A 21,609-nucleotide genomic window follows, 5' to 3' on the forward strand; every position below is an offset into this window, starting at 1 on the left:
CGACGGAACCCGCCCCCGCCGACCCCGGCGCTGCCGACCCGGCCGCCGCGGAGATCCCCGCCGCCGAGCCTCCCGCAGTCGAGGCCACCACCGAGGTGCCGGTCGATCCCGCCACGATCGTGCGTCCGCCGGTCAGCTGGCGCCAGTTCGGGCTCGCCGACAAGATCGTCCTGGTCGGCTCGACCATGCCGAACGAGGCCGGAATGCCGGTGCCGCCCGGCATCTCCAGCTCGATGGTGACCGGCCAGATCGGCTCGGTGGTCAACGTCGCCAGCGGCCGCGTCGACGTGGTGGACTCCCGTGGCATCGTGCTCGGTGAGATTCCGGTTCCGGCAGGCACATCGACGGCGCCGTTCGCGATCGACACCACCCAGGCCATGATCACCGACGGCGTCGCGAAGCTGAGCTTCGTTCTGCACGACGACAATCCACCTGGCAACAGCTGCGCGGTCCCGCCATCGGTGACCCTGAGCCAGCTGGCGACGACGTTCGTGGGACAGTCACCGGCGCCCACCGCCGTCTCCGACTACCGCCCCGGCTACCTGTCCCGGTTCGTCCTGTGGGTCGGCCCCGACGCACCGAAGGACGTACAGCAGGCCGCGTTGTCGCTGGACGCCAAACTCAGCTCGCTGTACCGGCCGATGCCGGTGCGCATCGACATCGACACCGCCGAGCAGCCGACCCCCGTCGACCCGACCGACACCCGCCTGATCGAGTTCCGCCCGGATCCCAAACCGGGACTCACGGTCCGCGACCCCGGCACGCCGAACGCCGCCCTGGTGATCAGCGGCCAGGACAGCACCCTGCAGAACCAGGTGGCACTGTTCACCGACCGGCGGATCGATCTGGCCCAGGGTGGGGCGGCGACGGTCAACACCGTCATCGACACCATGAAGCCGTCCACCAACCTCCTGACGTTCGGGCAGCTGGGCATGACATCGCAGGTGTCCGTGCTCGGAACCGCCACGCTGTACACCGCTTTCGACGCCACCGCATTCGGCGTCGGTCCCATCCAGGGCGCGCAGTTGCACCTGATCGCGCGGTACACGCCGATCGCCGCTGGCAGCGGATCGGTGGTGCTGCGCAGCGGCTCGACCCAGCTTGCATCGCACACCCTGGATTCGTCGGGGCGCCTCGACATCACCGCCGACGTTCCCGCCGATGTGATCTCCTCGCAGACCGGTCTGGCGCTGGACGTGCAGTACTCGCCGAAGCAGGACTGCGCGCCGCTCAGCGACCGACTGACGTTCGCTCTCGACCCGAGTTCGACCGTCTCGGTCACACCCGGCACCGGCAACCGGGGTGGTTTTCCGGCGCTGCCGATGGCGTTCACCCCGGAGTTCAGCGTCACGCTGGGCGACGCGGAGTCGATTCGGTATGCGGCACAAGCGATCAACCTGATGGGCCAGAGCACCGACACCCCGCTGCGACCGGTGATCCGACCCATGGCCGACGCCGTCAAGTCCGGCTCGGCGCTACTCGTCGTCGGTGACTCGCAGCAGGTTGCCCGCTCCGGGCTCAAGGCACCGGTGACACCCGGCGAGACGAACTCGGTCACCGTCAACGGCGACCCGGTCACCGCGGTGAACCTCGACGGTCCCCTCGGTGTGATCCAGGCATTCACCGACCACAGTCGGCCGGTGCTCGCGGTCACCGCCAACGGAGATTGGACGTTGGTGGACCGCGGCTTCGACTACATCCGGTCCCAAGACAACCGCTGGTCTTCGCTGTCGGGCGACGTGATCGCCACCGGCGCCAAGAACGTGACCGTTAATCTCACGGTGCGCGAGGGTGGCCCCATGGCGCCGCGACCAGTCGCCGACCCGGCCTGGCAGTGGTGGATCTGGCTCAGCGGAGGCGCTCTGGCCGTGGCGTTGGTCGCGGCGGCGGGCCTGATCGTGTACCGGCGCCGCCGTGTCGGTAGCTGAGCTCGCCCGCTGGGCACCGGCGGCGGACGACGTCAGCTCGGTCCGTCGCCGTCCGAGCCCGACCGCCGGGATAGCTCTGTTCCTGTTCTGCTCGGTCGCCTACTTCGCCGTCGGCACCGTGATGATCCTGCGCTACAACTACTTCGACCCGGACGGTCCGAGCCGGCTGGCCAACGCCGGCTACGCGATCATGAGCCGTGACCCGCACGTCTCGGCGATCGGGTTCGTGTGGAATCCACTGCCCAGTCTCACCGAGATCCCGCTGCTGCCGTTGTCGCGGTGGTGGCCGGAACTGAAGACCCAGGGCCTGGCCGCGGTGGTGCAGAGCGCGATGTTCATGGCCGCCGCGGTGGTGATGGTGCGCCGGATCGCGATGGATCGCGGTCTGAGCGCCGTATGGCGCCGGGTCGCGATCGTGGCGCTGGCGGCCAACCCGGTGATCGTCATCTACGGCGCGTCCGGCATGAGCGAGGCCGCCGAGATCTTCTGCACGCTATGGGCCGCACGAAACCTGTTGCGTTGGGTCGATTCTCGAGACGTCGGCCATCTGGCCTGGGTGGGGATCGCGATGGCTGTCGGGTATCTCGCCCGCTACGAGTTCGCGTTCAGCGCGGCGGCCACCGCGATGCTGGTGGCCCTGGTGTCGTTGAGCGATCGCGCCTTCACCGACCGGCGGATGCTGTGGCAGCGCACCGCCCTCAACATCCTGATCGTGGGGTTTCCCATCGGCGTGGCGTTCACGTCATGGGCCGTGGTCGGCTGGGTCACCACCGGTGACCTGTTCGCCACCCTGTCCTCGACCTACGGCAACGCCGGCCAGATCGCCACAGCCGCGCTGCGCGGCATGACCACCGACAAGTCCGGCAACAACGAACCGCTCATCATCGCGATGCGCCTGCTGGCCATGCAGCCGGTGAGCGGGATCGCCGTCGCACTCGCGGTCTGGCTGGCGGCGAAGACCAGACGAGCCGATCCCCTCGTCCCACTGGCCGTCTTCGGCTCAGTGCTGGCGTTCGCCGCCTGGGGTCAGTTCACCGGCACCACATTCGGCTGGTTCCGGTTCTACATCCTGGCGATTCCGATGGTCATCGTCATCGCGATGTGCTGTTGGGCGCCCGTCCGCACAATCGGTCGGCACGGCGAGAAACCCGCGACCGCCGTGAAGGCCGGCGCCGCCCTGCTCTGCGCGTCGCTGCTGGTGTTCCCGGTGACCGCCACGGCGATGCTCAACCCCGACATCGGCAACCAGCACCTTCAATTCGGCTGGCGGTCGATCATCGACCCGCAGAAGTACCCGCCCGCCGAACAGTGGTACCGCCGGCTACGGACCGACGATCGGCTGATCGCCGACTATCTCGACAACCAACACCTGCCCAACGGGTCGGTGCTGATGGACACCTTTGCCGGCTGGGGCATCTGGCTGTACTCAGACGATCCCAAGCAATTCGTGGTCACCAGCGACTACGACTTCGCCGCCGCGCTCAACCGGCCCTGGGACAATCGCGTCCGCTACATCCTGGTCAGCAACCCCGCCCTCAACGACGCACCCGACGCCGTCAACCTGCGCTGGCCGACGTTGTGGGCCGACGGCGCCGGCTTCGGCAGACTGGTGTTCGCCGCCGTTGGCGCCACCGGCCAAATCCGTTGGCGCATCTATGAAGTGACCGGGCCACCCCAGCCCCAGTCCTAGCCGAGCTTGCGCAGCCGGGGCTCCAGATCCTTCTTGAAGAGCTCCAGGAAGCGCCGCTGATCGTGGCGCGGGTCGTGGAACACCAAGTGGTTCAAGCCCCAGTCGACATAGTCCTTGACCTTCTCGACTGCCTCGTCGGGATCCGACGCCACGATCCAGCGCTTGGCCACCTGCTCGATCGGCAGCTCGTCGGCGGCCTTCTCCATCTCCATCGGATCGTCGATGCTGTGCTTCTGCTCGGCGGTCAGTGACAGCGGCGCCCAGAACCTCGTATTGTTCAGCGCCAGTTCGGGATCCGGGTCGTAGGAGATCTTGATCTCGATCATCCGGTCGATGTCGTCAGGGTTCTTGCCCGCGGCCTCGGCGCCCTCGCGCATGGCCGGGATGAGCTTGTCCTTGTAGAGCTCTTCGCCCTTGCCCGATGTGCAGATGAAACCGTCGCCCGCGCGCCCTGCATACTTCGCCACCTGCGGGCCGCCCGCCGCGATGTAGATCGGAATGCCGCCGTCGGGCACGTCGTAGATCGAGGCGCCCTTGGTCTTGTAGTACTCGCCATCGAAATCGACCCGGTCGCCCAGCCACAGTTCACGCATCAGCCGCACCGACTCGCGCAGCCGGGCGTAACGCTCTTTGAACTCGGGCCATTCGCCTTCGTATCCGGTGGCGATCTCGTTGAGGGCTTCGCCGGTGCCGATGCCCAGGAAGATCCGGTCCGGGTACAGGCAGCCCATGGTCGCGAACGCCTGCGCGATGACGGCCGGGTTGTACCGGAAAGTGGGGGTCAGCACCGAGGTGCCCAGGATCAGCCGCTCGGTGCGCTCGCCCACCGCTGTCATCCAGGCCAGCGAGAACGGCGCGTGTCCACCCTCGTGGCGCCACGGCTGGAAATGGTCGCTCACCGTGGCACTGTCCATCCCGTGCGCCTCGGCCAGCACCGCCAGCTCGACCAACTCCCGCGGCGCGAACTGCTCCGCCGATGCCTTGTATCCCAGTTTCAGTTCAGCCACGCTCTCGTTTCTACTCCAGTGGACGCGGGTCTGGCAGCCGAGGGTCTCAGGCAGGCGTTCAGAGCGGGAAGACTTGGCCGTCCTTGGCGACGGTGGTCTGGCCGGTGAAGTTCTTTCCCACCTCATCGAGCCACTGCGAGTCCGGCAGATCGACCGGGTAGTAGTGGCTCAGGATGATCTGACGCGGGTTGACCGCCGCGGCGACCTCGCCCACTTGTTCGGCCGAGGTGTGTGAGTTCTGTAGATAGGTCGGGGGGAAGCTGTCGCCGTAGTAGGCATCGTCGAGGGTGATCATCGCCTCGTGCACCAGAATGTCGGTGCCCTGGGCGAGCCGAATCAGATTGTCCGACTTGGTGGTGTCTCCGGAGAACGTGATCGACACAGCCGGGTTCTTCAGATCGAAGCGGAAGGCGAACGCCGGGTAGACGTCGTAGTGCGACACCAGCGTGGCGGTGACGACCATGTTGTCGTCCTCCATCACCGGAAAAGGTGCCGTCTGCGGTGATCTGTGCCGGTAGTTCGAGCCGGGAGGAACTCGGATCTCGTTGACCTTGACCAACCTCTCGATATCGACGATCCCGACGTCGCGGATGAAGATATTGCTGGTGTAGGCAAATGCCTTGTGCAGCGCGGCCGTCGTCGCGGCCAGTCCCGGTGTCGGGTCCGCGGGATTGACCGTGGGCGGATCGGGATCACCGAGCTCGCTGGGCGGTAGCCCACCGGCCGGCCCCGGCCCATACACCATCACCGCGGGTTTGCCGTGCGGCGCCTTGTAACCGCCGGAGAGGAAGAAGCTGTAGTAGTCGACGATGTGGTCGGTGTGCAGGTGCGTGATGAACATGGACCGCACGTCGTCGAAACTCAGGCCCGCGTTGGTGAAGGCATTCAGCGAGCCGAGCCCACAATCGATCACGTACAGGTCGCTGCCGAGTTTGAGCGCGGTCGAGATGCCGTAACTGTTGGCCGACGGCGGCGGTCCGGCCGCCACACCCAACGTGATCAGGGCATTGTCGGGCAAAACCGCCGGGGTGCCGGTCGCCGGCAGCGGCGCGTCCCTGGGCTTGTCGGCCGATCCGGTCAGCACTGCCGCTCCCAGCGCTGCCGAGCCGGCTACCAGGGCAGTCCGTCGAGAGATCGCATCCAGTCGACGTTGGGGGTCGTGGTCGCAGCGCTCCGTCACGCCGAGAGCGTACTGCGGTCACAGCGAATTATCGTGCCGACGATGTCGTCCCGTCACGAATCCGGCCCACCACATGCTGCGCCTAAGATCGCGGCATGCCCCCGGCCCTGACCGCCGTCACCGAACGCGTCCACATGGTGCACACACCGCTGGTCAATTGGACGATCGTCGCCGACGACGCCGGTGTGATGCTGATCGACGCCGGGTTCCCCGGCAGCCGTGCCGATGTGGTGGCATCGCTGGCCGAGCTCGGATTCGGGCCGTCGGACGTGACGGCGATTCTGTTGACCCACGCCCACGTCGACCACTTCGGGACGGCGATCTGGTTCGCCACGACCTACGGCACCCCGGTCTACTGCCATGCAGACGAAGTCGGCCACGCCAAACGCGAATACCTGCAACAGGCCTCGCCGGTGGCGCTGATGGCGCACGCCTGGCAGCCGCGCTGGGTGAAGTGGTCGCTCGACATCGTCGGCAAAGGCGCGCTGAAGAAGGACGGGATCCCGTCGGCCGGTGCGCTCACCGAGGACGTCGCCGAGCGGCTGCCCGGCCGGCCGCTGGCGGTGCCGACCCCCGGCCACACCGGCGGGCACTGCTCCTACCTGGTCGACGGCGTGCTGGTCAGCGGCGACGCGCTGGTCACCGGCCACCCGCTGGCAACGCGCACCGGCCCGCAACTGCTGCACCGGGTGTTCAACCACGACGAGGCCGACTGTGTGCGCAGCCTGTCCGCGCTGGCGATGCTGGAGACCGACACCCTGATTCCCGGGCACGGCCAGCTTTGGTTCGGTCCGATCAGCGAGGCGGCGCGTCAGGCCACGCCGCGCTGAGTCGGATTGACCTGTCCCGCAAGGAATTCAGTCAGCGGTTCGGCACTGCTTTGACGAACGCGATCGGGTACTGCTCGGTATCGCTGGGCAGCGGCTCGGCCAGCCGTCGGTAGCCGGTGCTGTCATACAGCGCTTCGGCTTCGGGCTGGCGATTTCCGGTGGTCAGGTAGACCCGTCGGTAGCCGCGCCGGGCGATTTCGGTCTCCAGCGCGGCGAGCAGCGTGGTGGCGTACCCGCGCCGCCGGTGGGCGCTGTCGGTCCAGATGCGCTTGAGCTCGGCGGTGTCGTCATCGAAGCGGCAGAACGCCCCGCCGGTCACCGGCCGATCGCCGAGGACACCGATGAGCATGCCGCCGTCGGGCGGCCGGAAGGTCTCGGCCGGCTGGCTGCGCAGCCAGCGCGCGACGCCCTCCTCGGTGCCGTCGTAGCGGACGGCGTATTCGGTGGCCAGCTCGGCCAGCAGCGGTTGGGCCAGCTCGTCGTCCTGGTCGACGGGCACGAAGCGCAGGCTGGTCACCGCTCCATTGTGCCGCCCCTTCCGCAAAAAAGTTGACACCTGTAAAGTCGCTGGCCATGGACAACATCCGCGGCAAGACCATCGCCATCACCGGTGCTGCCCGGGGCATCGGTTTCGCCACCGCCCGGGCGCTTCTGCAGCGCGGCGCGCGCGTGGTGATCGGCGACCGGGACGTGGCGCTGGAGGAGTCGGCGGTCGCCCAGCTGAGCAAACTCGGCCCGGTGTCCGGTTATCCGCTGGACGTCAGCGATCCCGAGTCGTTCGCGACATTTCTGGACAAGGCCCGCGCCGACGGCGGCGGCCATATCGACGTGCTGATCAACAATGCCGGCGTCATGCCGGTCGGCCCGTTCCTGGACCACTCCGAGCAGGCGATCCGCACCGCCATCGAGGTGAACTTCTACGGGGTGGTGACCGGCTGCCGGCTGGTGTTGCCGGAGATGGTCCGGCGCCGCAGCGGCCACATCGTCAACATCGCGTCGATGGCCGGCATGCTCGCGGTGCCCGGCCAGGCGCTCTACGCCGGAACCAAGTTCGCCGTCGTCGGCCTGTCCACCGGGCTGGCCGACGAGTTCGCGCCGCAGGGTGTCGAGGTCAGCGCTGTATTGCCGACCTTCACCAACACCGAGCTGATCGCGGGAACCCATGCGACCGGCGCCACCAAGCCGGTGCAGCCCGAGGACATCGCCGCCGCGGTCATCAGCGCACTGGACAAGCCGAAAACCGCTGTCTCCGTTCCGTCCTACTCACGGTTCCTGGCGGCCGCGGTGATGTTCCTGCCGCCGCGCGGGCGGCGGTGGCTGTCCAAGCAGATGGGCACCGATCGGGTGTTTCTCGACTTCGACACCAGCGCCCGCGCCTCGTATGAGAAGCGCGCGCAGACCGCCACCGGCGTGCTCGAGACCCCTGACGCAGACTGAATCAGCGCGTCCAGACTGTCGTTATCGACACCGCCACTCGCACTTTCACGCGGTAACGACAGCTTGGGCGCCCCTCAGCCGAGAACCGGCACCGCGGCCCCCGGCCGGTAGGTCTCCACCGCGTCGATGTGGGCCAGCAGGACTTCGGGCGCCACGGTGTAGAGCGCGCCCTGCCCGGCACCGTCGGTGCCGACCAGCACCGCGGTGACCCGCTCGGGGAAGTCGTCGTCGGCTCCCGCGGCCGTGATCCAGATCCGGGTGACCGGCTCGAACCGGTCGTCGACCACCTCGGCGGCCGACGGTTCGTAGAACCAGCTGATCAGCGTCTCGGTGGAGAACTCGGCGTCGAAGGTCCAGCCACGGGACGTCAGCCACTCGTCGAACGTCTCCACCGCCTGCGCGAGTTCGACGTCGACGTCGTCGATCGCGCCCTTCATGTGGTCCGGGAGCCAGCGCGAGTCCCGGCTGACCTGCCGCTTCTTGCGGCGGGCCTTCTTGGCATCGGAGTTGCGCGACACCGCTAACCCAGCGCGCGATCCAGGTCGGCGAGCAGGTCCTCGGTGCCCTCCAGTCCGACCGAGATCCGCACCACCCCGTCACCGAGCCCGATCGACGCGCGACCCTCCGGGCCCATCGCGCGGTGAGTGGTGGTCGCGGGGTGGGTGATCAACGACTTGGCGTCACCAAGGTTGTTGGAGATGTCGATCACCTGCAGCCTGTCCAGTACCTCGAAGGCACGGTCCTTGGCCTTGCCCTCGGGGGCATCCAACTCGAAGGTCACCACCGTGCCGCCGCCGGACATCTGCCGCTTGGCGAGGTCGTACTGCGGGTGCGACGCCAGGTACGGATAACGCACCCAGCGCACGGCGGGGTGGCCTTCGAGGAACTCGGCGATCCGCTGCGCGGAGGCGTTGCTGTAGTTCACTCGCACCGACATCGTCTCCAGCCCCTTGAGCAACACCCACGCGTTGAACGCGGAGAGCGCAGGACCGGTGTGGCGCATCAGTTTCTGCACCGGACCGTCGATGTACTCCTTGTCGCCGAGGATCGCACCGCCGAGCACCCGGCCCTGGCCGTCGATGTGCTTGGTGCCCGAATACACCACCACGTCCACCCCGAGCGGAATGCCCTGCTGCAGCAGCGGGGTGGCAAACACGTTGTCCAGCACCACTTTCGCACCGGCGGCATGGGCCATCTCGGCGACCGCGGCGATGTCGACCAGCGACTGCATCGGATTCGACGGCGTCTCGAAGAACACCGCCTGCGTCGGCGTGGACAGCGCCTCCTCCCACTGCGCGAGGTCCTCGCCGTCGACGAAGACGGTCTCCACACCCCACCGCGGCAGGATCTCGCTGCACACCACGAAGCACGAGCCGAACAGGCTGCGCGCGGCAACCAGCCGATCCCCGGCACCCAGCAGCGCGCCCAGCGCGGTGAACACCGCGGACATCCCCGACGCCGTCGCGAACGCCGCGGGCGCCCCCTCGATCAGCCGCAGGCGCTCCTCGAACATCGAGATCGTCGGGTTGCCGTACCGGGAGTAGACGTAGCGGTCGATGTCACCGGTGAAGGCCTTCTCGGCCTCGGCGGCCGAGGAGTAGACGTAGCCGGAGGTGAGGTAGATCGCCTCGGCGGTCTCTTCGAAGCCCGAGCGCAGCAGCCCGCCGCGCACCCCGATGGTGGCCTGACTGACCCCGTCGGGCAGCGGTGCGGGGATCCGCACCGACGGCACGTCGGGTTGGCTCATGACTGCTTCCAGGGCAGGCCCAGCGCACGCCAGCCGTTGACCCCGCGATGACCGTTCTCGTCGAGCTGGCCTTCGAACCCGTCAAGCATGTTGTACGACGGCGCAATTCCCGCCGCGGTGGCCGCCTCGGCGGCCGGGATCGAGCGGTTCCCCGAGCGGCAGAGGAAGACGACCGGGCGGTCGCCGGGCGTGACGCCGGCGGCGATCAGGTCGGCCACGAAATCGTCGTTGTGCTGCCCGTTGCCGTGATTCCACTCCACGAACACCACGTTGCGGCCCAGGCCGGACAGGTCGGGCACCCCGACCCATCGCCATTCGGCGTCGGTGCGGCAGTCCACCAGCACCGCGTCGGGGTTGTCGCTGAGCAGTTTCCAGCTCTGCTCCGGGGTGATATCTCCTGCATAGCTCACCCGGCCGATCCTTCCACACCAACCTGGAACGAACCGCGCGATCCCTCAGGCGGGACCGGGCGAGCAGACCGTCCACTGCCCACCTTGGCGGGTGAACGTCATCGGCGCCTTGACCTTGTTGTCCGGCGTCTTCTCGAAGTGATAGACGACAGTCGCGGTGGCGCGGTCACCGTCGATCTTCACCTCCGTGACGTCGTCGACGTACCGGGCACCCTGGGTGGTCTTGGAGTTACGTTGCCGGGCAAGAACTTCGGCCTCGTCACCCTGCTGTGCCGGGCAGGTGAACTTGCGAAAATCCGGGTAGTTCTCGCGCTGCAGGGCGTCGTTCTGGCCGACGGCGGCGCGACCGACCAACGTGTCGTCGCTCATCGGGACGTCGCTGACCAGCCACGAGATGCCCACAGCGGCGAGCACCGCCAGGGCAACACCCAGCGCGATCAAAATGGGCATCGGGCTCGAGCCGTCGCCCTGCGGTTCGGTCACGCCCGCCACGCCCGGTGCAGCGCGGTCGAGACCTGCCGGACCCGGTCCCGGGCGGAGGTGACGTCGGATGCGGTGGCCAGCGCGACCCCGAGCCGCGACCGGGCCGACCCGTCGTGGCTGCCCAACAGCCGCACGTCGCTCTCCGGCACGACCAGCGCCTCGGCCAGCACCGCGGGGTTGACGTCCGGGGTGGCGGTGGAATCATCGGGGCCGCCGTAGGTCACCTCGGCGGCGCCCGGCGAGATCATGATGGTGTCGACCGGCAGGCCGAGCACGGCCCGGGCATGCAGTTCGAACTCCGACAATCGCTGGGTGCGCAGGGTGACCAAGCCGCTGTCGTAGGGGCGCACACTCACGTCAGAGAAGTACACCTCGTCGCCACGGACCAGCAACTCGACCCCGAACACGCCGCGGCCCCCGAGCGCGCGCACGATCCGGGCGGCCACCGACTTCGCCGCGCCGAGCGCCGCGACCGTCATCTGCTGCGGCTGCCAGGACTCCAGCACCCCGCCGTCGAGCTGGCGATGGCCGATCGGCTCACAGAAGTGCAGGGCCGGTCCGGCGGGGCCGTCGGTGCGCACCGTCAGCAGCGTGACCGCATAGTCGATCTCGACGACCGTCTCGGCCAGCACCCGGTTGTGCGGCACCCGGCCGCCGGCCGCGACGGCCCGCTGCCAGGCGGGTTCCACGTCGTCCGGGCGTAGCAGCACCGACTGGCCCTGGCCCGGCACCCCGATCACCGGCTTGACCACCAGGGGGAAACCGGCGTGCTCGGCGACGGCGGTCAGCTCGTCGACAGACCCGGCGAACCAGAACGGCGCGGTCGGCAGGCCCAGCTCGTCGGCCGCCAGCCGGCGCATCCCCTCCCGGTCCAGGCTCAACTGGGTGGCATACACGCCCGGCACGACCTGGGTGGTTCCGCCGTCGGCCGCCGAGCGCAGCGCGTCGATGGCCACGGCATTGGTGTCGACCACCACGTAGGCCGGTTCGACCCGGGCGATGGCGGCGGTCAGTTCCTCGGGGTCGGTGATCTTCACGACGAGCGCCTCGTCGGCGACGTCGTGAGCGGGTGCGTCGGCGTAGCGGTCGACGGCGACGACCTCGGCGCCGAGCCGCTGGAAGGCCAGCACCAGCTCGCGGCTCAGTTCACCAGACCCGACCAGCATCACGCGCATGATGCCCAAGGATAGGTGGGCTCAGCCCCGTGCAGGCCAGTGCCAGGACGGCTCGTCGAGCAGGCCCTGGCCGACGATCGCGGTCGCGCCCACGTTCGATGTCGCCGGCCCGGCGGCTCCGGCGTCCTTGGTGAGTTCGATGGCATTGACGTCGCGCCGTCGGCGGCGCAGCGCATCGACCAACGCCGCTGCGTGGGTGACGACGACGATCTGGGAGCGCTCCGAGGACCGGGCGATCAACGCGGCCAGCGCGGGTAGGAGGTCCGGGTGCAGGCTGGACTCGGGCTCGTTGAGCACCGTCAGCTCGGCAGGCCGGGGGGTGAGCAACGCGGCCACCCACAGCAGATAGCGCAGCGTCCCGTCGGACAGCTCGGCGGCCGTCAACGCCCGCAGCATCCCCGGCTGGCGGAGAGTGACCTCGAAGCGGCCGTCGCTTCTGCGGATCTCCACCCGGCTGCCGGGAAACGCGTTGTCCACCGCCTCGGCCAGCGCGCCCGAGTCGCCGACCTCGGCGACGGTCTGCAGCGCCGCCGCGAGGTCGGCCCCGTCATGGCTCAACACCATGGTCCGGGTGCCGATCTGGGGTAGCCGCGCCGGCGCATCGCTGTCGGTGCGCACGTGGTCGTAGAACCGCCACGAGCGCACCCGCTCGCGCAGCGCCAGCAGTTCCGGCGCCGCCTGCGGATCGGCGATTTCGCTGAGCATGCTGTCGAACGGCCGCAGCGTGGCGGCGGGACGCCAACCGTCGTCGACGTCGCGGAGCAGAACCGTGCGTACCGACCGCTGAGCCAGCAGCGCCGAGGGCCGCAGCGCCGGACCCGCCCACACGACTTCCGACTTGATCTCGGGATCCAGGTTGAAGGCCGTTTCGGTCTCCTGCGGCATGCCGAAGTCCACCGCGTAGCCGAAGTCGTCACCGGCGAACCCCAGCTTGAGGCTGACCGGGCCCTTCGTGCCGGGCCCCGCCCACATCGTCGAACTCAGCCCACCCTCGCGGGCCAGCGCACTGACCGCGCCGTTGCGCGCCGAATCGGCCAGCAGTCGCAATGCCCGATACAGGCTGGACTTGCCGGAGCCGTTCGGGCCGGTGACGACGTTGAGACCGCGCAACGGCAGGACCAGGCGGCGTAGCGAGCGGTAGTTCTCCACGGCCACGGTGTCGAGCACGGTGTCAGCTAACCAGCAGGCTCCGACAGCTCCGAGCGGAAGGTGGTCATCGCGGACAGCACCGCGGAAAACACCCGGTGCGCGGCGGCGAGGTCCTCGTCGGGCAATGTGGACAGCGCGCCATGGGTGTGGCCGGCCAGCGGGGTGAAGAAGGCCCGCCCCACCTCGATGCCGTGGTCGGCGTAGCGAAGGATCACTTTGCGGCGGTCGGCCGGGTCGGAATCGCGGCGCAGGTGACCGGACTCGATCATCCGCTCGACCAAGTAGGTGATTGCCGCCCCGGACAACCCCATCCGCTCACGCAGTTCTCCGGCCGTCAAGGGGGCGCCGGCGTTCTCGGCGACCATGACGTGCACCAGCGCCCGGAAGTCGTTGGCCGACAGCCGGTGGGTACCAGCGAACGCCCGACCGATCTGGTCGGATTCGGCCGACAACGCCTGGACGTCGGCGACCACGGCCGACTCCAGGGCCGCTCGGCCGGAGAGATCCATCGCATCAGCCTATCTGTTAAGTAGGTGAAATGTTAAGAAAATGAAGCTATGTTTGAGCTATGCATCGCGGAGCTGACGTCCGGCGCGCAGGGTGGGAACGCATCGGCGATCTTGTCACCAGTCGGCATTCCTGGCTGCTCGCCCTGATCGTCGCGCTGCTCGGCGGCGGCCTGATGGGCGTGGTCGGGCAAAGCAGTTCCGCCGACCAGTCGCCGGTCTCGCTGCCACCCAGCGCCGAATCGGCCAGGGTGGCCGCGCTGCTGAAAGAGTTTCCCGGCGGGGGCACGGCCCCGGTGATCCTGGTCGTCACCCGAGCCGATGGCGCCGAGCTGACGCCGGCCGACCTGGCCGCCGCCGACGCCGCCCGCGGGCGGATGGTCGCCGCGACCGGCACCCCCGGACCACCCATTCCCGTCAGCGCCTCGCAGGACGGCAAGGCCGCCCTGGCACCGGTGTCGATCGACTCCACACTGTCCGGCTTCGCGCTCAACGACCAGGTCAAGTCCGTGCGACAGGCCGCCAAGGACGGGCTGCCCGCCGACCTGGCCGTCAACGTCACCGGCGGGCCCGCCTTCGGCGCCGACATCGCGAACGCGTTCGCCGGGGCCAACATCACCCTGCTCGCCGTCACCGGTGCGGTGGTCGCACTGCTGCTGATCGTCACCTACCGCTCGCCGGTGCTGTGGCTGGTGCCGCTGCTGGTGATCGCGTTCGCCGATCGGGTGGCCGCCGTCCTGGGCACCGCCATCGCCGAAGCCACCGGCATGACGGCCGACGGTTCGACCTCGGGCATCACCAGCGTGCTGGTCTTCGGGGCCGGCACCAACTATGCGCTGCTGTTGATCTCGCGCTACCGGGAGGAACTGCGTCGCACGCCTGAGCACCGGGCGGCGTTGCGCACCGCGGTTCGTTTCGCCGGTCCGGCGATCGCCGCCAGCAATGCCACCGTGGTGCTGGCGCTGCTCACCCTGCTGTTCGCGTCCTCCCCCAGTACCCGCAGCCTGGGTGTGCAGGCCGCATCCGGGCTGCTGGTCGCCGCCGTCTTCGTCCTGCTGGTGCTCCCACCGCTGCTGGCAGTGTTCGGCCCGAAGTTGTTCTGGCCGTTCATCCCTCGCGCCGGAAGCGATGAGATCACCGGCACCGGCGCCTGGCATTGGGTGGCCGACTGGGTGTCCGGGCACGCCGGTCGCGTCACCGTTGCGGCCACCGCGGTGCTGGCCGTTCTGGCTGCCGGCCTGCTCGCAACGCCGATCGGGCTCAACCAGATCGACCAGTTCCGGGTCAGCGCCGACTCGGTGACCGGCTACCGCACGCTGTCTGCGCACTTCCCCAGCGGGCTCACCGACCCGACCCGCGTCATCGGCAAGACCGCCGACAGCTCCGCCATCGACGCGGCGATCAGGGTCACACCCGGCGTCGTCAGCGTCAACCCCGCGGGCCAGTCCGACACCGGCCTGTCTCAATGGCAGGTGGTCATCGCCGCCGAGCCTGCCTCCGAGGCCGCGTTCGATACCGTTGCCGCCCTGCGTGATTCGGTGCACCGGGCCGATCCCGGTGCGGTGGTGGGCGGCTCGGACGCGCAGGCCCTGGACGCCAAGGACGCCGCGGTCCACGACCGCTGGGTGGTGATCCCCGCCATCTTGATCGTCGTGCTGGCGGTGCTCTACATCCTGCTGAGGGCTGCACTGGCTCCGCTGGTGTTGGTCGCGGCCACCGTGCTGTCCACGATGGCCGCGCTCGGTTTGGGCGGCTGGGTCAGCGTGCATCTGCTCGGATTTCCGGCGCTGGACATCACCACGCCGCTGTTCGCGTTCCTGTTCCTGGTCGCGCTCGGGGTGGACTACACGATCTTCCTGGTCACCCGGGCCCGCGAGGAGACACCCCGGTACGGCACCCGCGGCGGGATCGTGCGGGCGGTCTCGGCGACCGGGGCCGTCATCACCAGCGCCGGTATCGTGCTGGCGACGGTGTTCACCGTGCTGGGCGTGCTGCCGCTGATCGTGTTGACCCAGCTGGGCATCATCGTCGGCCTGGGCATCCTGCTGGACACCTTCCTCGTGCGCACGGTCGTCATCCCCGCGCTGTTCACCCTGATCGGGCCGGCGATCTGGTGGCCTGCCTTCACTCGCGCCGAGATCGAGCCCGCAGACCGCGCGTAACGTCGTGTCATGACACCCGCCGCGACCCTGCCGCCACTGCACATGCGGCGCAACGGGTTCGACCCCATACCGGAGCTGCGCGACATCCGCGACGGCAGTGGGGTGGTGACCGCGGTCAACGCCTTCGGCATGCAGGTCTACCTGGTCACCCGCTACGACGACATCAAGGCGGTGCTGTCCGACCACGAACACTTCGCCAACAGCAGGCCCCCTGGTTTCGTCGTCCCCGGCGCACCGCCGCTGCCCGAGAACGAACAGGCCACCGCCCGGGCCGGCAATCTGCTGGCCCTCGATCCCCCCGAGCACACGCGGCTGCGCCGGATGCTGACCGGCGAATTCACCGTGCGCCGGATGAAAGCGCTCGAGCCGCGCATCGCCGAGATCGTCGCCGACCGGCTCGATGCGATCGAACAGGCAGGCGCACCAGCCGATCTGGTGGCCGAGTTCGCGCTGCCGATCCCCTCGCTGGTGATCTGCGAACTACTCGGTGTCCCCTACGCCGACCGCGACGACTTCCAGCGCCGCAGCGCCCGTCAACTCGACCTGTCCATCCCGATCCCCGAACGACTCGAGCTGGTCCGGCAGGGCCGCGACTACATGGCCTCACTGGTGGCCGGCGCCCGCAGGGCACCCCGCGAAGACATGCTCGGCATGCTGGTCCGCGAGCACGGCGACGAGCTCAGCGACGCCGAGCTGGTGGGCATCGCCGGCCTGTTGCTGCTCGCCGGCCACGAGACCACGTCGAACATGCTGAGCCTGGGCACCCTGGCGCTGCTACGGCACCCCGAGCAGCTCGCCACGGTGCGCGACGATCCCGGCGCGGTCGGCCCCGCGGTCGAAGAACTGCTGCGCTGGTTGTCGATCGTGCACAGCAGCATCCCGCGGATGACGACCGCCGACGTCGACATCGCCGGGGTCGCGATCCCGGCGGGCAGTCTGGTGCTGGCGGCGCTGGCCTCCGGCAACCGGGATACGGCGCTGGTCGACGACCCCGACACACTGGACATCAGCCGAGACACCCTGGGCCACCTGGCCTTCGGCCACGGCGTCCATCACTGCCTGGGCGCGCCGCTGGCCCGCATGGAGATGCGGATCGCGTTTCCCGCACTGCTGCAGCGGTTTCCGGGCCTGGCCTGCGCGGAGCCGTTCGAGCAGACCGAGTTCAAACCGTTCCACTTCATCTACGGTGTCCGGGCGCTACCGGTGACCTGGTGAGCTCAGTCCGTGAAGTCGTCGCGAAGGCCCTCGAACACCCCGGCGCGCGCCAGTAGCAGCAGGCTGACGACCAGCACCCAGATCGGGAAGCTCAGAGTCAGCCACATGCTGATGTCGCTGGAGATCAGCAGCGACACCGCAAGCACATAGCTGACGAACACCAGCCAGCGCGGCATCAGACCGGTGCGCAACCAGATCGTCGCCAGCGAGATCATGAAGACCGCCGCCATCCGCAGCGCGTAGGTCTTCGACAGCGCCAGCACCACCATCTGCCCGAAGACCGCCACCTCGCTGTGCCCGAGAGCCTCCTGACCCACGGCGCTGTTGCTGCCCGACAGTCCCGCGCCGATCGCGCTCGTCACGAACATCATCGCCAGGAACAGCAGTCCGCTGCCCAGGAACACGGTGCCGAAGAACTTGTCCTCGAAGCGGCCCAGACCGTCTCGGACCACTCCGATGAACCACAGGAACGCAATCCCGGCGAACGGCATCAGCACCGCGGCGATCTTCATCTTGTCCGTCGCGGCATCCAGCCACTGCGAACCGGGTTGGGCACCCTCGGGCAGCGACGAGCGGATCAGGATCAGATTGGCGCCGAACAACAGTGCGAACGCCACCCCGGCGGCCGCGGCGGCCCGCGGGGTGGTCAGGGTTTTCATCGTCGACGTGCGATTCGCGGCCACGTCGTCATGGTGACAGATGTCAGGGTTGCCCAGGCAGCAGACGCACCATCAGACCGTGCGCTTCGGCGCACAGGGTGCCGTCCGGGGTCCGCATCTCCGCGTTGACGAACGCCTTGCGCCCTTGCGCTTCCCGCAGCCAGCCCCGCACCGACAGCTCGGTGTCGATGGGGGTGACGTTGCGGTAGTCCACATGGAGAAAGGCGGTCCGGCTGATCGGCCGCCCGGTGGCGTGGATGACCATGCCGAACACCGAATCGAACGTCAGCGGCAGCACACCGCCGTGCACGGCGTAGTTGCCGCCGACATGGAACCGGCTGAACCGCAGGGTCAATTCGACCGCCTCGGCGTCGAACTTGGTCACCCGATACGGCGGCATCAGCAGGCTGCCCGCCCCGGGCAGGCTGGGCACCCGATTGGCCGGGCCCACGCCTTCGGCCGCCTCGAACGGATCCAGCAACGCCACCAGCTGTTCGGCGCCGTCGGCGGCGGCGCTCCAGACGTCGGGCGCCGGGTCGGCCGACACGGCCAGATCCTGCACCCGGCGCATCGCTGCGAGGAACCGGCCGAATCCCTCTCCGGGCCGGGCTACCTCGAATTTCGGGAAGCCGCCGTGCTTGTAGTAGTCGGGATCGAGTTCGTATTCCTTATCAGTCTGCTCTTCGCGCGAGCGCTCATCAGCAGTCTGCTCTTCGCGCGAGCGCTCATCGCCGCGATCCGTCATCGCGGCGCCAGCACGTCGCGGCGCACGATCGTCTGATCCCGGCCCGGCCCCACGCCGATGCACGAAACATAGGCTCCGGCAAGCTCTTCGAGCCGCAGCACGTAGTCGCGGGCCTTGGCCGGCAGATCATCGAACTCTCGGGCGCCGGAGATGTCCTCCCACCACCCGGGCAGTTCTTCGTAAACCGGCTCGGCCCGGGCGATGTCGCTCTGGGTCATCGGCATCTCGTCCGTGCGTTTGCCGTCGACCGTGTAACCGACGCAGATCGGCACCGTCTCCAGGCTGGACAACACGTCGAGCTTGGTCAGGAAGTAGTCGGTGATGCCGTTGACCCGCGTGGCGTAGCGGGCGATCACCGCGTCGAACCAACCGCAGCGGCGTGCCCGGCCGGTGGTGACGCCGACCTCGCCGCCGGTCTTGGACAGATAGGCACCGTTCTCGTCGAACAGCTCGGTGGGGAACGGCCCCGACCCGACCCGCGTCGTGTAGGCCTTCAGGATGCCCAGCACGGTGGTGATCCGGGTCGGGCCGATGCCGGAGCCGACCGCGGCGCCACCAGCGGTGGGGTTCGACGACGTCACATACGGATAGGTGCCGTGGTCGACATCGAGCAGCGTGCCCTGCGAGCCCTCCAGCAGCACCGTCTCACCGGCCTCCAGCGCGGTGTTGAGCTGCAGCCGGGTGTCGGCGATCCGGTGCTTGAATCCCTCCGCCTGGGCCAGCAGCGCCTCGAGCACCTCACCGGCGTCGAGCGCCTTGCGGTTGTAGATCTTGACCAGCACCTGGTTCTTGAGCTCCAGGGAGGCGCCGATCTTGGCGGCCAGCAGGTCGGGATCGAGCACGTCGGCGACCCGGATGCCCATCCGGGCGATCTTGTCCTGGTAGCAGGGCCCGATGCCGCGGCCGGTGGTGCCGATCTTCTTGCTACCCATATAGCGCTCGGTCACCTTGTCGATGGCCACGTGATACGGCATCAACAGGTGGGCATCGGCCGAGATCAGCAGCCCGGAGGTGTCGACGCCGCGATCCTCGAGCCCGGCGAGCTCGGTCAGCAGCACCCCGGGATCGACGACGACGCCGTTGCCGATCACGTTGGTCACCCCGGGGGTCAGGATGCCGGAGGGGATGAGATGCAGGGCGAAGTTCTCGCCGGTGGGCAAGACCACGGTGTGCCCGGCGTTGTTACCGCCCTGGTAGCGCACCACCCATTGCACGCGCCCACCGAGGAGATCGGTGGCTTTTCCTTTGCCCTCGTCACCCCATTGGGCGCCGATGAGGACGATTGCCGGCATGGTGTTTCTCCTGCTTATTGTGGTGCAGCCGGTGACCTACCCTATCGGAGCGCAGCACGAGGAGTGTCGTTGACCAACACCGAGATCACCGTGTTGCGTTTCGGCGACCGCCGGCTGCCCCGTCCACTGGCCGATCTGCGGTGCCACGACGGGCCCGATGTGGCGGCCATCGATGCCGCTGTCGAGGGGGCTTCGCGGGTCGTGGTGGTGGGCTCGTCGACCGACCTGTCGGCCGTGCTGACCCGGCTGTTGCGCACCGATCGTCTCGACGTCGAGGTGGCCGGGGTGTCGGGCTGGTGGGGTGCCCGGCGGGCGTTGGCCGGTGCGGCGCAACGTGTTCCGCTGATTCGCGACGAGACGGGTGCGGCATTGGTGCGGACCGCGTTCTGGCTGCCGCCCGGCGGGGAGCGGGTGCTCCACGGCGAGGCCGTGGTCGACGACGCGGTGCTGTTCGACGGGGACGTGACGGCCGTGCGGATCGAGCCGACCGCCGCGATGCCCGGCCTGCGGGCCGCGGTGTGCAGCGGCCGGATGCGCCCGCGACGATGGCTGACCGGCCGGGCCGTGCAGCTCGGCAGCACCGGCGCCCGGGTGGTGCGTGACGGCGTCCCGGCACCCCGCGAGGTCACCCGCTCGGCGTTCTACCGGCACACCACGGGCTGGCTGCGGGTGTCGTGAAAGAAGTACACCCGCGCGCCGTCACGGGGTACCAGCACCGGTGCAGCACCCAGTGGCGGGCTTTCCAGCCGGGCGCTGACCGGCTCCAAGCGGGCCTCCCGCAGGATGGTGTGCAGCACCGTGACCAGCTCGCACATCGAGAAGCCGGCTCCGATGCAACGCTTGATTCCGCCACCGAACGGGATCCAGGCATAGGGCTGGGGACGGGTTCCGAGGAACCGTTCCGGCCGGAACTCGTCCGGGTCGGGGTAGGTCTGCGGGTCGCGATTGATCACGTCGAGCAGCAGCACGATCCGGGTGCCCGGCGCCAGGGTGTAGTCGCCCAGCTGGAAGTGGCCGGCGGTCATCCGGCCGGTGATCGGTGCCGGCGGACGTAGCCGCAAGGTCTCGTTGATCACCGCCTCGGTGTAGGCCGTCGCACCGGATACCGCTTCGGCGCGCACCCGCTCCAAGGCCTGGGGGTGGTGCACCAGCAGGTCGATCAACCATGCCAAGGTGGTTGCCGTCGTTTCGTGCCCAGCCAGCACCAGCGTGATCAGATCGGCACGGATTTCCTTGTCCGACAACCCTTCACCAGATTCGTTGCGGGCGTCCAGCAGCATTGACAGGATGCCGCCGGCAGGGACGGGGTCGGCGCGGCGCTGCGCGATCAAGCCGAAGACCAGCTCGTCGATTCGGCGGTTGACCGCCGCCAACCTGGTCCAGGCGCGCAGCGCCCCGGCCCGGCGCAGGGCGTAGCGGACGGGTGTCTCGGGTGAGACGGCCAGGGTGAGCAACTCGTCGAACGGTTCGCCGAAGCGTGCGACTTCGGCCGGGTCGTCGAGGCCGAACATCACCCGGACGATCACGTCGAGGGTCAGCTCCCGGGCCGCGTCGAGCATCCGCATCGGCCTGCCGACCGGCCAGGCGGCCATCGCGGCCCGGGTGACGGCCTCGATGACGGGCACGTAGCCGTCGAGCGCGGCACCGTGCAGCGGCGGCGTCAGCAATCGTCGCCGGCGCAGATGCTCGGGTTCTTCCTGGACGAACATCGACTCCGCCCCATAGATGGCTGCGGCCGGGCCCACCCCCTCGCCACCGAGAAGCGCGTCCGGCTTGGCGCTGAACACCTGTTTGGCGAGCGTGGCATCGGCGACCGCGACCACCGGCCCGAAACCCAGCACCGGCAACGCCACCACCGGGCCCAGCCGCTGCACGGCCTGGTAGACCAGCGGCTGGCCGCCCAGCCCGTACGCAGCGGCGTACAGGCCGCCGAACAGGGCCGAGAATGGCTTGGGTGCGGGCAGGCGGGGCGGGCGCATACCCCCACGATCGCA

General features: G+C 68.8%; 21 protein-coding genes. 7 read left to right on the top strand and 14 right to left on the bottom strand.

The features are described 5' to 3' along the window. Both MSZK_RS32485 and MSZK_RS25330 read left to right on the top strand, forming a co-directional pair. Positions 1 to 1,928 (top strand): hypothetical protein (locus MSZK_RS32485; protein WP_099251295.1); only part of this gene is annotated, 1,928 nt, incomplete at its 5' end. Beyond that, entirely contained in the window at positions 1,915 to 3,618 is a 1,704-nt protein-coding gene (locus MSZK_RS25330) for a hypothetical protein (protein ID WP_233211511.1), read from the top strand. The genes MSZK_RS32485 and MSZK_RS25330, both read left to right, overlap by 14 nt. On the opposite strand, the gene fgd is transcribed toward MSZK_RS25330, so the two are convergent. Together fgd and MSZK_RS25340 are read right to left on the bottom strand one after the other, a co-directional pair. Continuing rightward, positions 3,615 to 4,625 carry a glucose-6-phosphate dehydrogenase (coenzyme-F420) gene (fgd, locus tag MSZK_RS25335; protein WP_099251297.1) on the bottom strand — a complete coding sequence of 337 codons (1,011 nt, stop codon included), beginning with the start codon at positions 4,623 to 4,625 and terminating at the stop codon, positions 3,615 to 3,617. The two genes, MSZK_RS25330 and fgd, sit on opposite strands and share 4 nt — an antisense overlap. A gap of 58 nt (positions 4,626 to 4,683) precedes the next feature. Next, a complete protein-coding gene (locus MSZK_RS25340) occupies positions 4,684 to 5,805 on the bottom strand; it encodes an MBL fold metallo-hydrolase (protein WP_371411384.1) in 1,122 nt (373 codons plus the stop codon). Positions 5,806 to 5,900: 95 nt separating this feature from the next. On the opposite strand from MSZK_RS25340, the gene MSZK_RS25345 reads away from it, so the two are divergent. Next, positions 5,901 to 6,635, top strand: a complete 735-nt coding sequence (locus tag MSZK_RS25345) for an MBL fold metallo-hydrolase (protein WP_099251298.1) — start codon at positions 5,901 to 5,903, stop codon at positions 6,633 to 6,635. Between the two features lie 31 nt (positions 6,636 to 6,666). Here the strand turns inward: MSZK_RS25345 and MSZK_RS25350 are convergent, their stop codons facing one another. Beyond that, positions 6,667 to 7,152, bottom strand: a complete 486-nt coding sequence (locus MSZK_RS25350) for a GNAT family N-acetyltransferase (RefSeq protein ID WP_099251299.1) — start codon at positions 7,150 to 7,152, stop codon at positions 6,667 to 6,669. 56 nt (positions 7,153 to 7,208) lie between these two features. Between MSZK_RS25350 and MSZK_RS25355 the strand changes: the two genes are divergently transcribed. Next, entirely contained in the window at positions 7,209 to 8,072 is an 864-nt protein-coding gene (locus MSZK_RS25355) for an SDR family oxidoreductase (RefSeq protein ID WP_099251300.1), read from the top strand. A 74-nt stretch (positions 8,073 to 8,146) separates the two neighbouring features. Here the strand turns inward: MSZK_RS25355 and MSZK_RS25360 are convergent, their stop codons facing one another. The 7 genes from MSZK_RS25360 to MSZK_RS25390 are packed head-to-tail and all read right to left on the bottom strand — an operon-like array spanning position 8,147 to position 13,545. Beyond that, a complete protein-coding gene (locus tag MSZK_RS25360; protein ID WP_099251301.1) occupies positions 8,147 to 8,590 on the bottom strand; it encodes a hypothetical protein in 444 nt (147 codons plus the stop codon). A gap of 2 nt (positions 8,591 to 8,592) precedes the next feature. Next, on the bottom strand, positions 8,593 to 9,819 hold the full coding sequence (locus tag MSZK_RS25365; protein WP_099251302.1) for an O-succinylhomoserine sulfhydrylase: 1,227 nt from the start codon (positions 9,817 to 9,819) through the stop codon (positions 8,593 to 8,595). Next, positions 9,816 to 10,229 (bottom strand): rhodanese-like domain-containing protein, encoded by a 414-nt coding sequence (locus MSZK_RS25370; protein ID WP_099251303.1) that lies wholly within the window; start codon positions 10,227 to 10,229, stop codon positions 9,816 to 9,818. The genes MSZK_RS25365 and MSZK_RS25370 overlap by 4 nt, the downstream gene beginning before the upstream one ends. Positions 10,230 to 10,274: 45 nt before the next feature. Then, entirely contained in the window at positions 10,275 to 10,712 is a 438-nt protein-coding gene (locus MSZK_RS25375) for a lumazine-binding protein (RefSeq protein ID WP_099251322.1), read from the bottom strand. Beyond that, positions 10,709 to 11,887 carry a formate-dependent phosphoribosylglycinamide formyltransferase gene (gene purT, locus MSZK_RS25380; protein ID WP_099251323.1) on the bottom strand — a complete coding sequence of 393 codons (1,179 nt, stop codon included), beginning with the start codon at positions 11,885 to 11,887 and terminating at the stop codon, positions 10,709 to 10,711. The genes MSZK_RS25375 and purT overlap by 4 nt, the downstream gene beginning before the upstream one ends. Positions 11,888 to 11,908: 21 nt before the next feature. After that, positions 11,909 to 13,054: an AAA family ATPase gene (locus MSZK_RS25385; RefSeq protein WP_099251304.1), complete on the bottom strand. Its 1,146-nt coding sequence runs from the start codon at positions 13,052 to 13,054 to the stop codon at positions 11,909 to 11,911. An 8-nt stretch (positions 13,055 to 13,062) separates the two neighbouring features. Continuing rightward, entirely contained in the window at positions 13,063 to 13,545 is a 483-nt protein-coding gene (locus tag MSZK_RS25390) for a MarR family winged helix-turn-helix transcriptional regulator (RefSeq protein WP_099251305.1), read from the bottom strand. Between the two features lie 59 nt (positions 13,546 to 13,604). Here MSZK_RS25390 and MSZK_RS25395 point away from each other — a divergent pair, with 59 nt between their 5' ends. Both MSZK_RS25395 and MSZK_RS25400 read left to right on the top strand, forming a co-directional pair. Beyond that, positions 13,605 to 15,704: an MMPL family transporter gene (locus MSZK_RS25395; RefSeq protein WP_099251306.1), complete on the top strand. Its 2,100-nt coding sequence runs from the start codon at positions 13,605 to 13,607 to the stop codon at positions 15,702 to 15,704. A gap of 9 nt (positions 15,705 to 15,713) precedes the next feature. Next, positions 15,714 to 16,919, top strand: coding sequence for a cytochrome P450 (locus tag MSZK_RS25400; RefSeq protein WP_099251307.1), 1,206 nt, complete (start codon positions 15,714 to 15,716; stop codon positions 16,917 to 16,919). A gap of 2 nt (positions 16,920 to 16,921) precedes the next feature. On the opposite strand, the gene MSZK_RS25405 is transcribed toward MSZK_RS25400, so the two are convergent. From MSZK_RS25405 to MSZK_RS25415, 3 genes are read right to left on the bottom strand one after another with little or no spacing between them, the layout of a single operon-like run. Continuing rightward, complete coding sequence (locus tag MSZK_RS25405) at positions 16,922 to 17,578, bottom strand: hypothetical protein (protein ID WP_199203488.1); 657 nt, start codon at positions 17,576 to 17,578, stop codon at positions 16,922 to 16,924. A gap of 43 nt (positions 17,579 to 17,621) precedes the next feature. Further along, entirely contained in the window at positions 17,622 to 18,323 is a 702-nt protein-coding gene (locus MSZK_RS25410) for a PaaI family thioesterase (protein WP_099251308.1), read from the bottom strand. Next, complete coding sequence (locus MSZK_RS25415; RefSeq protein WP_099251309.1) at positions 18,320 to 19,615, bottom strand: adenylosuccinate synthase; 1,296 nt, start codon at positions 19,613 to 19,615, stop codon at positions 18,320 to 18,322. The genes MSZK_RS25410 and MSZK_RS25415 overlap by 4 nt, the downstream gene beginning before the upstream one ends. A 69-nt stretch (positions 19,616 to 19,684) precedes the next feature. Here MSZK_RS25415 and MSZK_RS25420 point away from each other — a divergent pair, with 69 nt between their 5' ends. Beyond that, complete coding sequence (locus MSZK_RS25420; protein WP_099251325.1) at positions 19,685 to 20,293, top strand: peptidase M50; 609 nt, start codon at positions 19,685 to 19,687, stop codon at positions 20,291 to 20,293. Here MSZK_RS25420 and MSZK_RS25425 read toward each other — a convergent pair. Beyond that, a complete protein-coding gene (locus tag MSZK_RS25425; RefSeq protein ID WP_099251310.1) occupies positions 20,257 to 21,594 on the bottom strand; it encodes a cytochrome P450 in 1,338 nt (445 codons plus the stop codon). The two genes, MSZK_RS25420 and MSZK_RS25425, sit on opposite strands and share 37 nt — an antisense overlap. Between the last annotated feature and the right edge of the window lie 15 nt (positions 21,595 to 21,609).

The sequence above is a fragment of the Mycobacterium sp. shizuoka-1 genome, assembly GCF_002723835.1.
In the GTDB taxonomy this organism is placed as follows: domain Bacteria; phylum Actinomycetota; class Actinomycetes; order Mycobacteriales; family Mycobacteriaceae; genus Mycobacterium.

Coding starts and splice junctions, on each gene's coding strand:
- MSZK_RS25345 (WP_099251298.1), top strand. CDS start 5,901: ATGCCCCCGGCCCTGACCGCCGTCACCGAACGCGTCCACATGGTGCAC.
- MSZK_RS25355 (WP_099251300.1), top strand. CDS start 7,209: ATGGACAACATCCGCGGCAAGACCATCGCCATCACCGGTGCTGCCCGG.
- MSZK_RS25365 (WP_099251302.1), bottom strand. CDS start 9,819: ATGAGCCAACCCGACGTGCCGTCGGTGCGGATCCCCGCACCGCTGCCC.
- purT (WP_099251323.1), bottom strand. CDS start 11,887: ATGCGCGTGATGCTGGTCGGGTCTGGTGAACTGAGCCGCGAGCTGGTG.
- MSZK_RS25390 (WP_099251305.1), bottom strand. CDS start 13,545: ATGGATCTCTCCGGCCGAGCGGCCCTGGAGTCGGCCGTGGTCGCCGAC.
- MSZK_RS25395 (WP_099251306.1), top strand. CDS start 13,605: ATGCATCGCGGAGCTGACGTCCGGCGCGCAGGGTGGGAACGCATCGGC.
- MSZK_RS25400 (WP_099251307.1), top strand. CDS start 15,714: ATGACACCCGCCGCGACCCTGCCGCCACTGCACATGCGGCGCAACGGG.
- MSZK_RS25405 (WP_199203488.1), bottom strand. CDS start 17,578: ATGAAAACCCTGACCACCCCGCGGGCCGCCGCGGCCGCCGGGGTGGCG.
- MSZK_RS25410 (WP_099251308.1), bottom strand. CDS start 18,323: ATGACGGATCGCGGCGATGAGCGCTCGCGCGAAGAGCAGACTGCTGAT.
- MSZK_RS25415 (WP_099251309.1), bottom strand. CDS start 19,615: ATGCCGGCAATCGTCCTCATCGGCGCCCAATGGGGTGACGAGGGCAAA.
- MSZK_RS25425 (WP_099251310.1), bottom strand. CDS start 21,594: ATGCGCCCGCCCCGCCTGCCCGCACCCAAGCCATTCTCGGCCCTGTTC.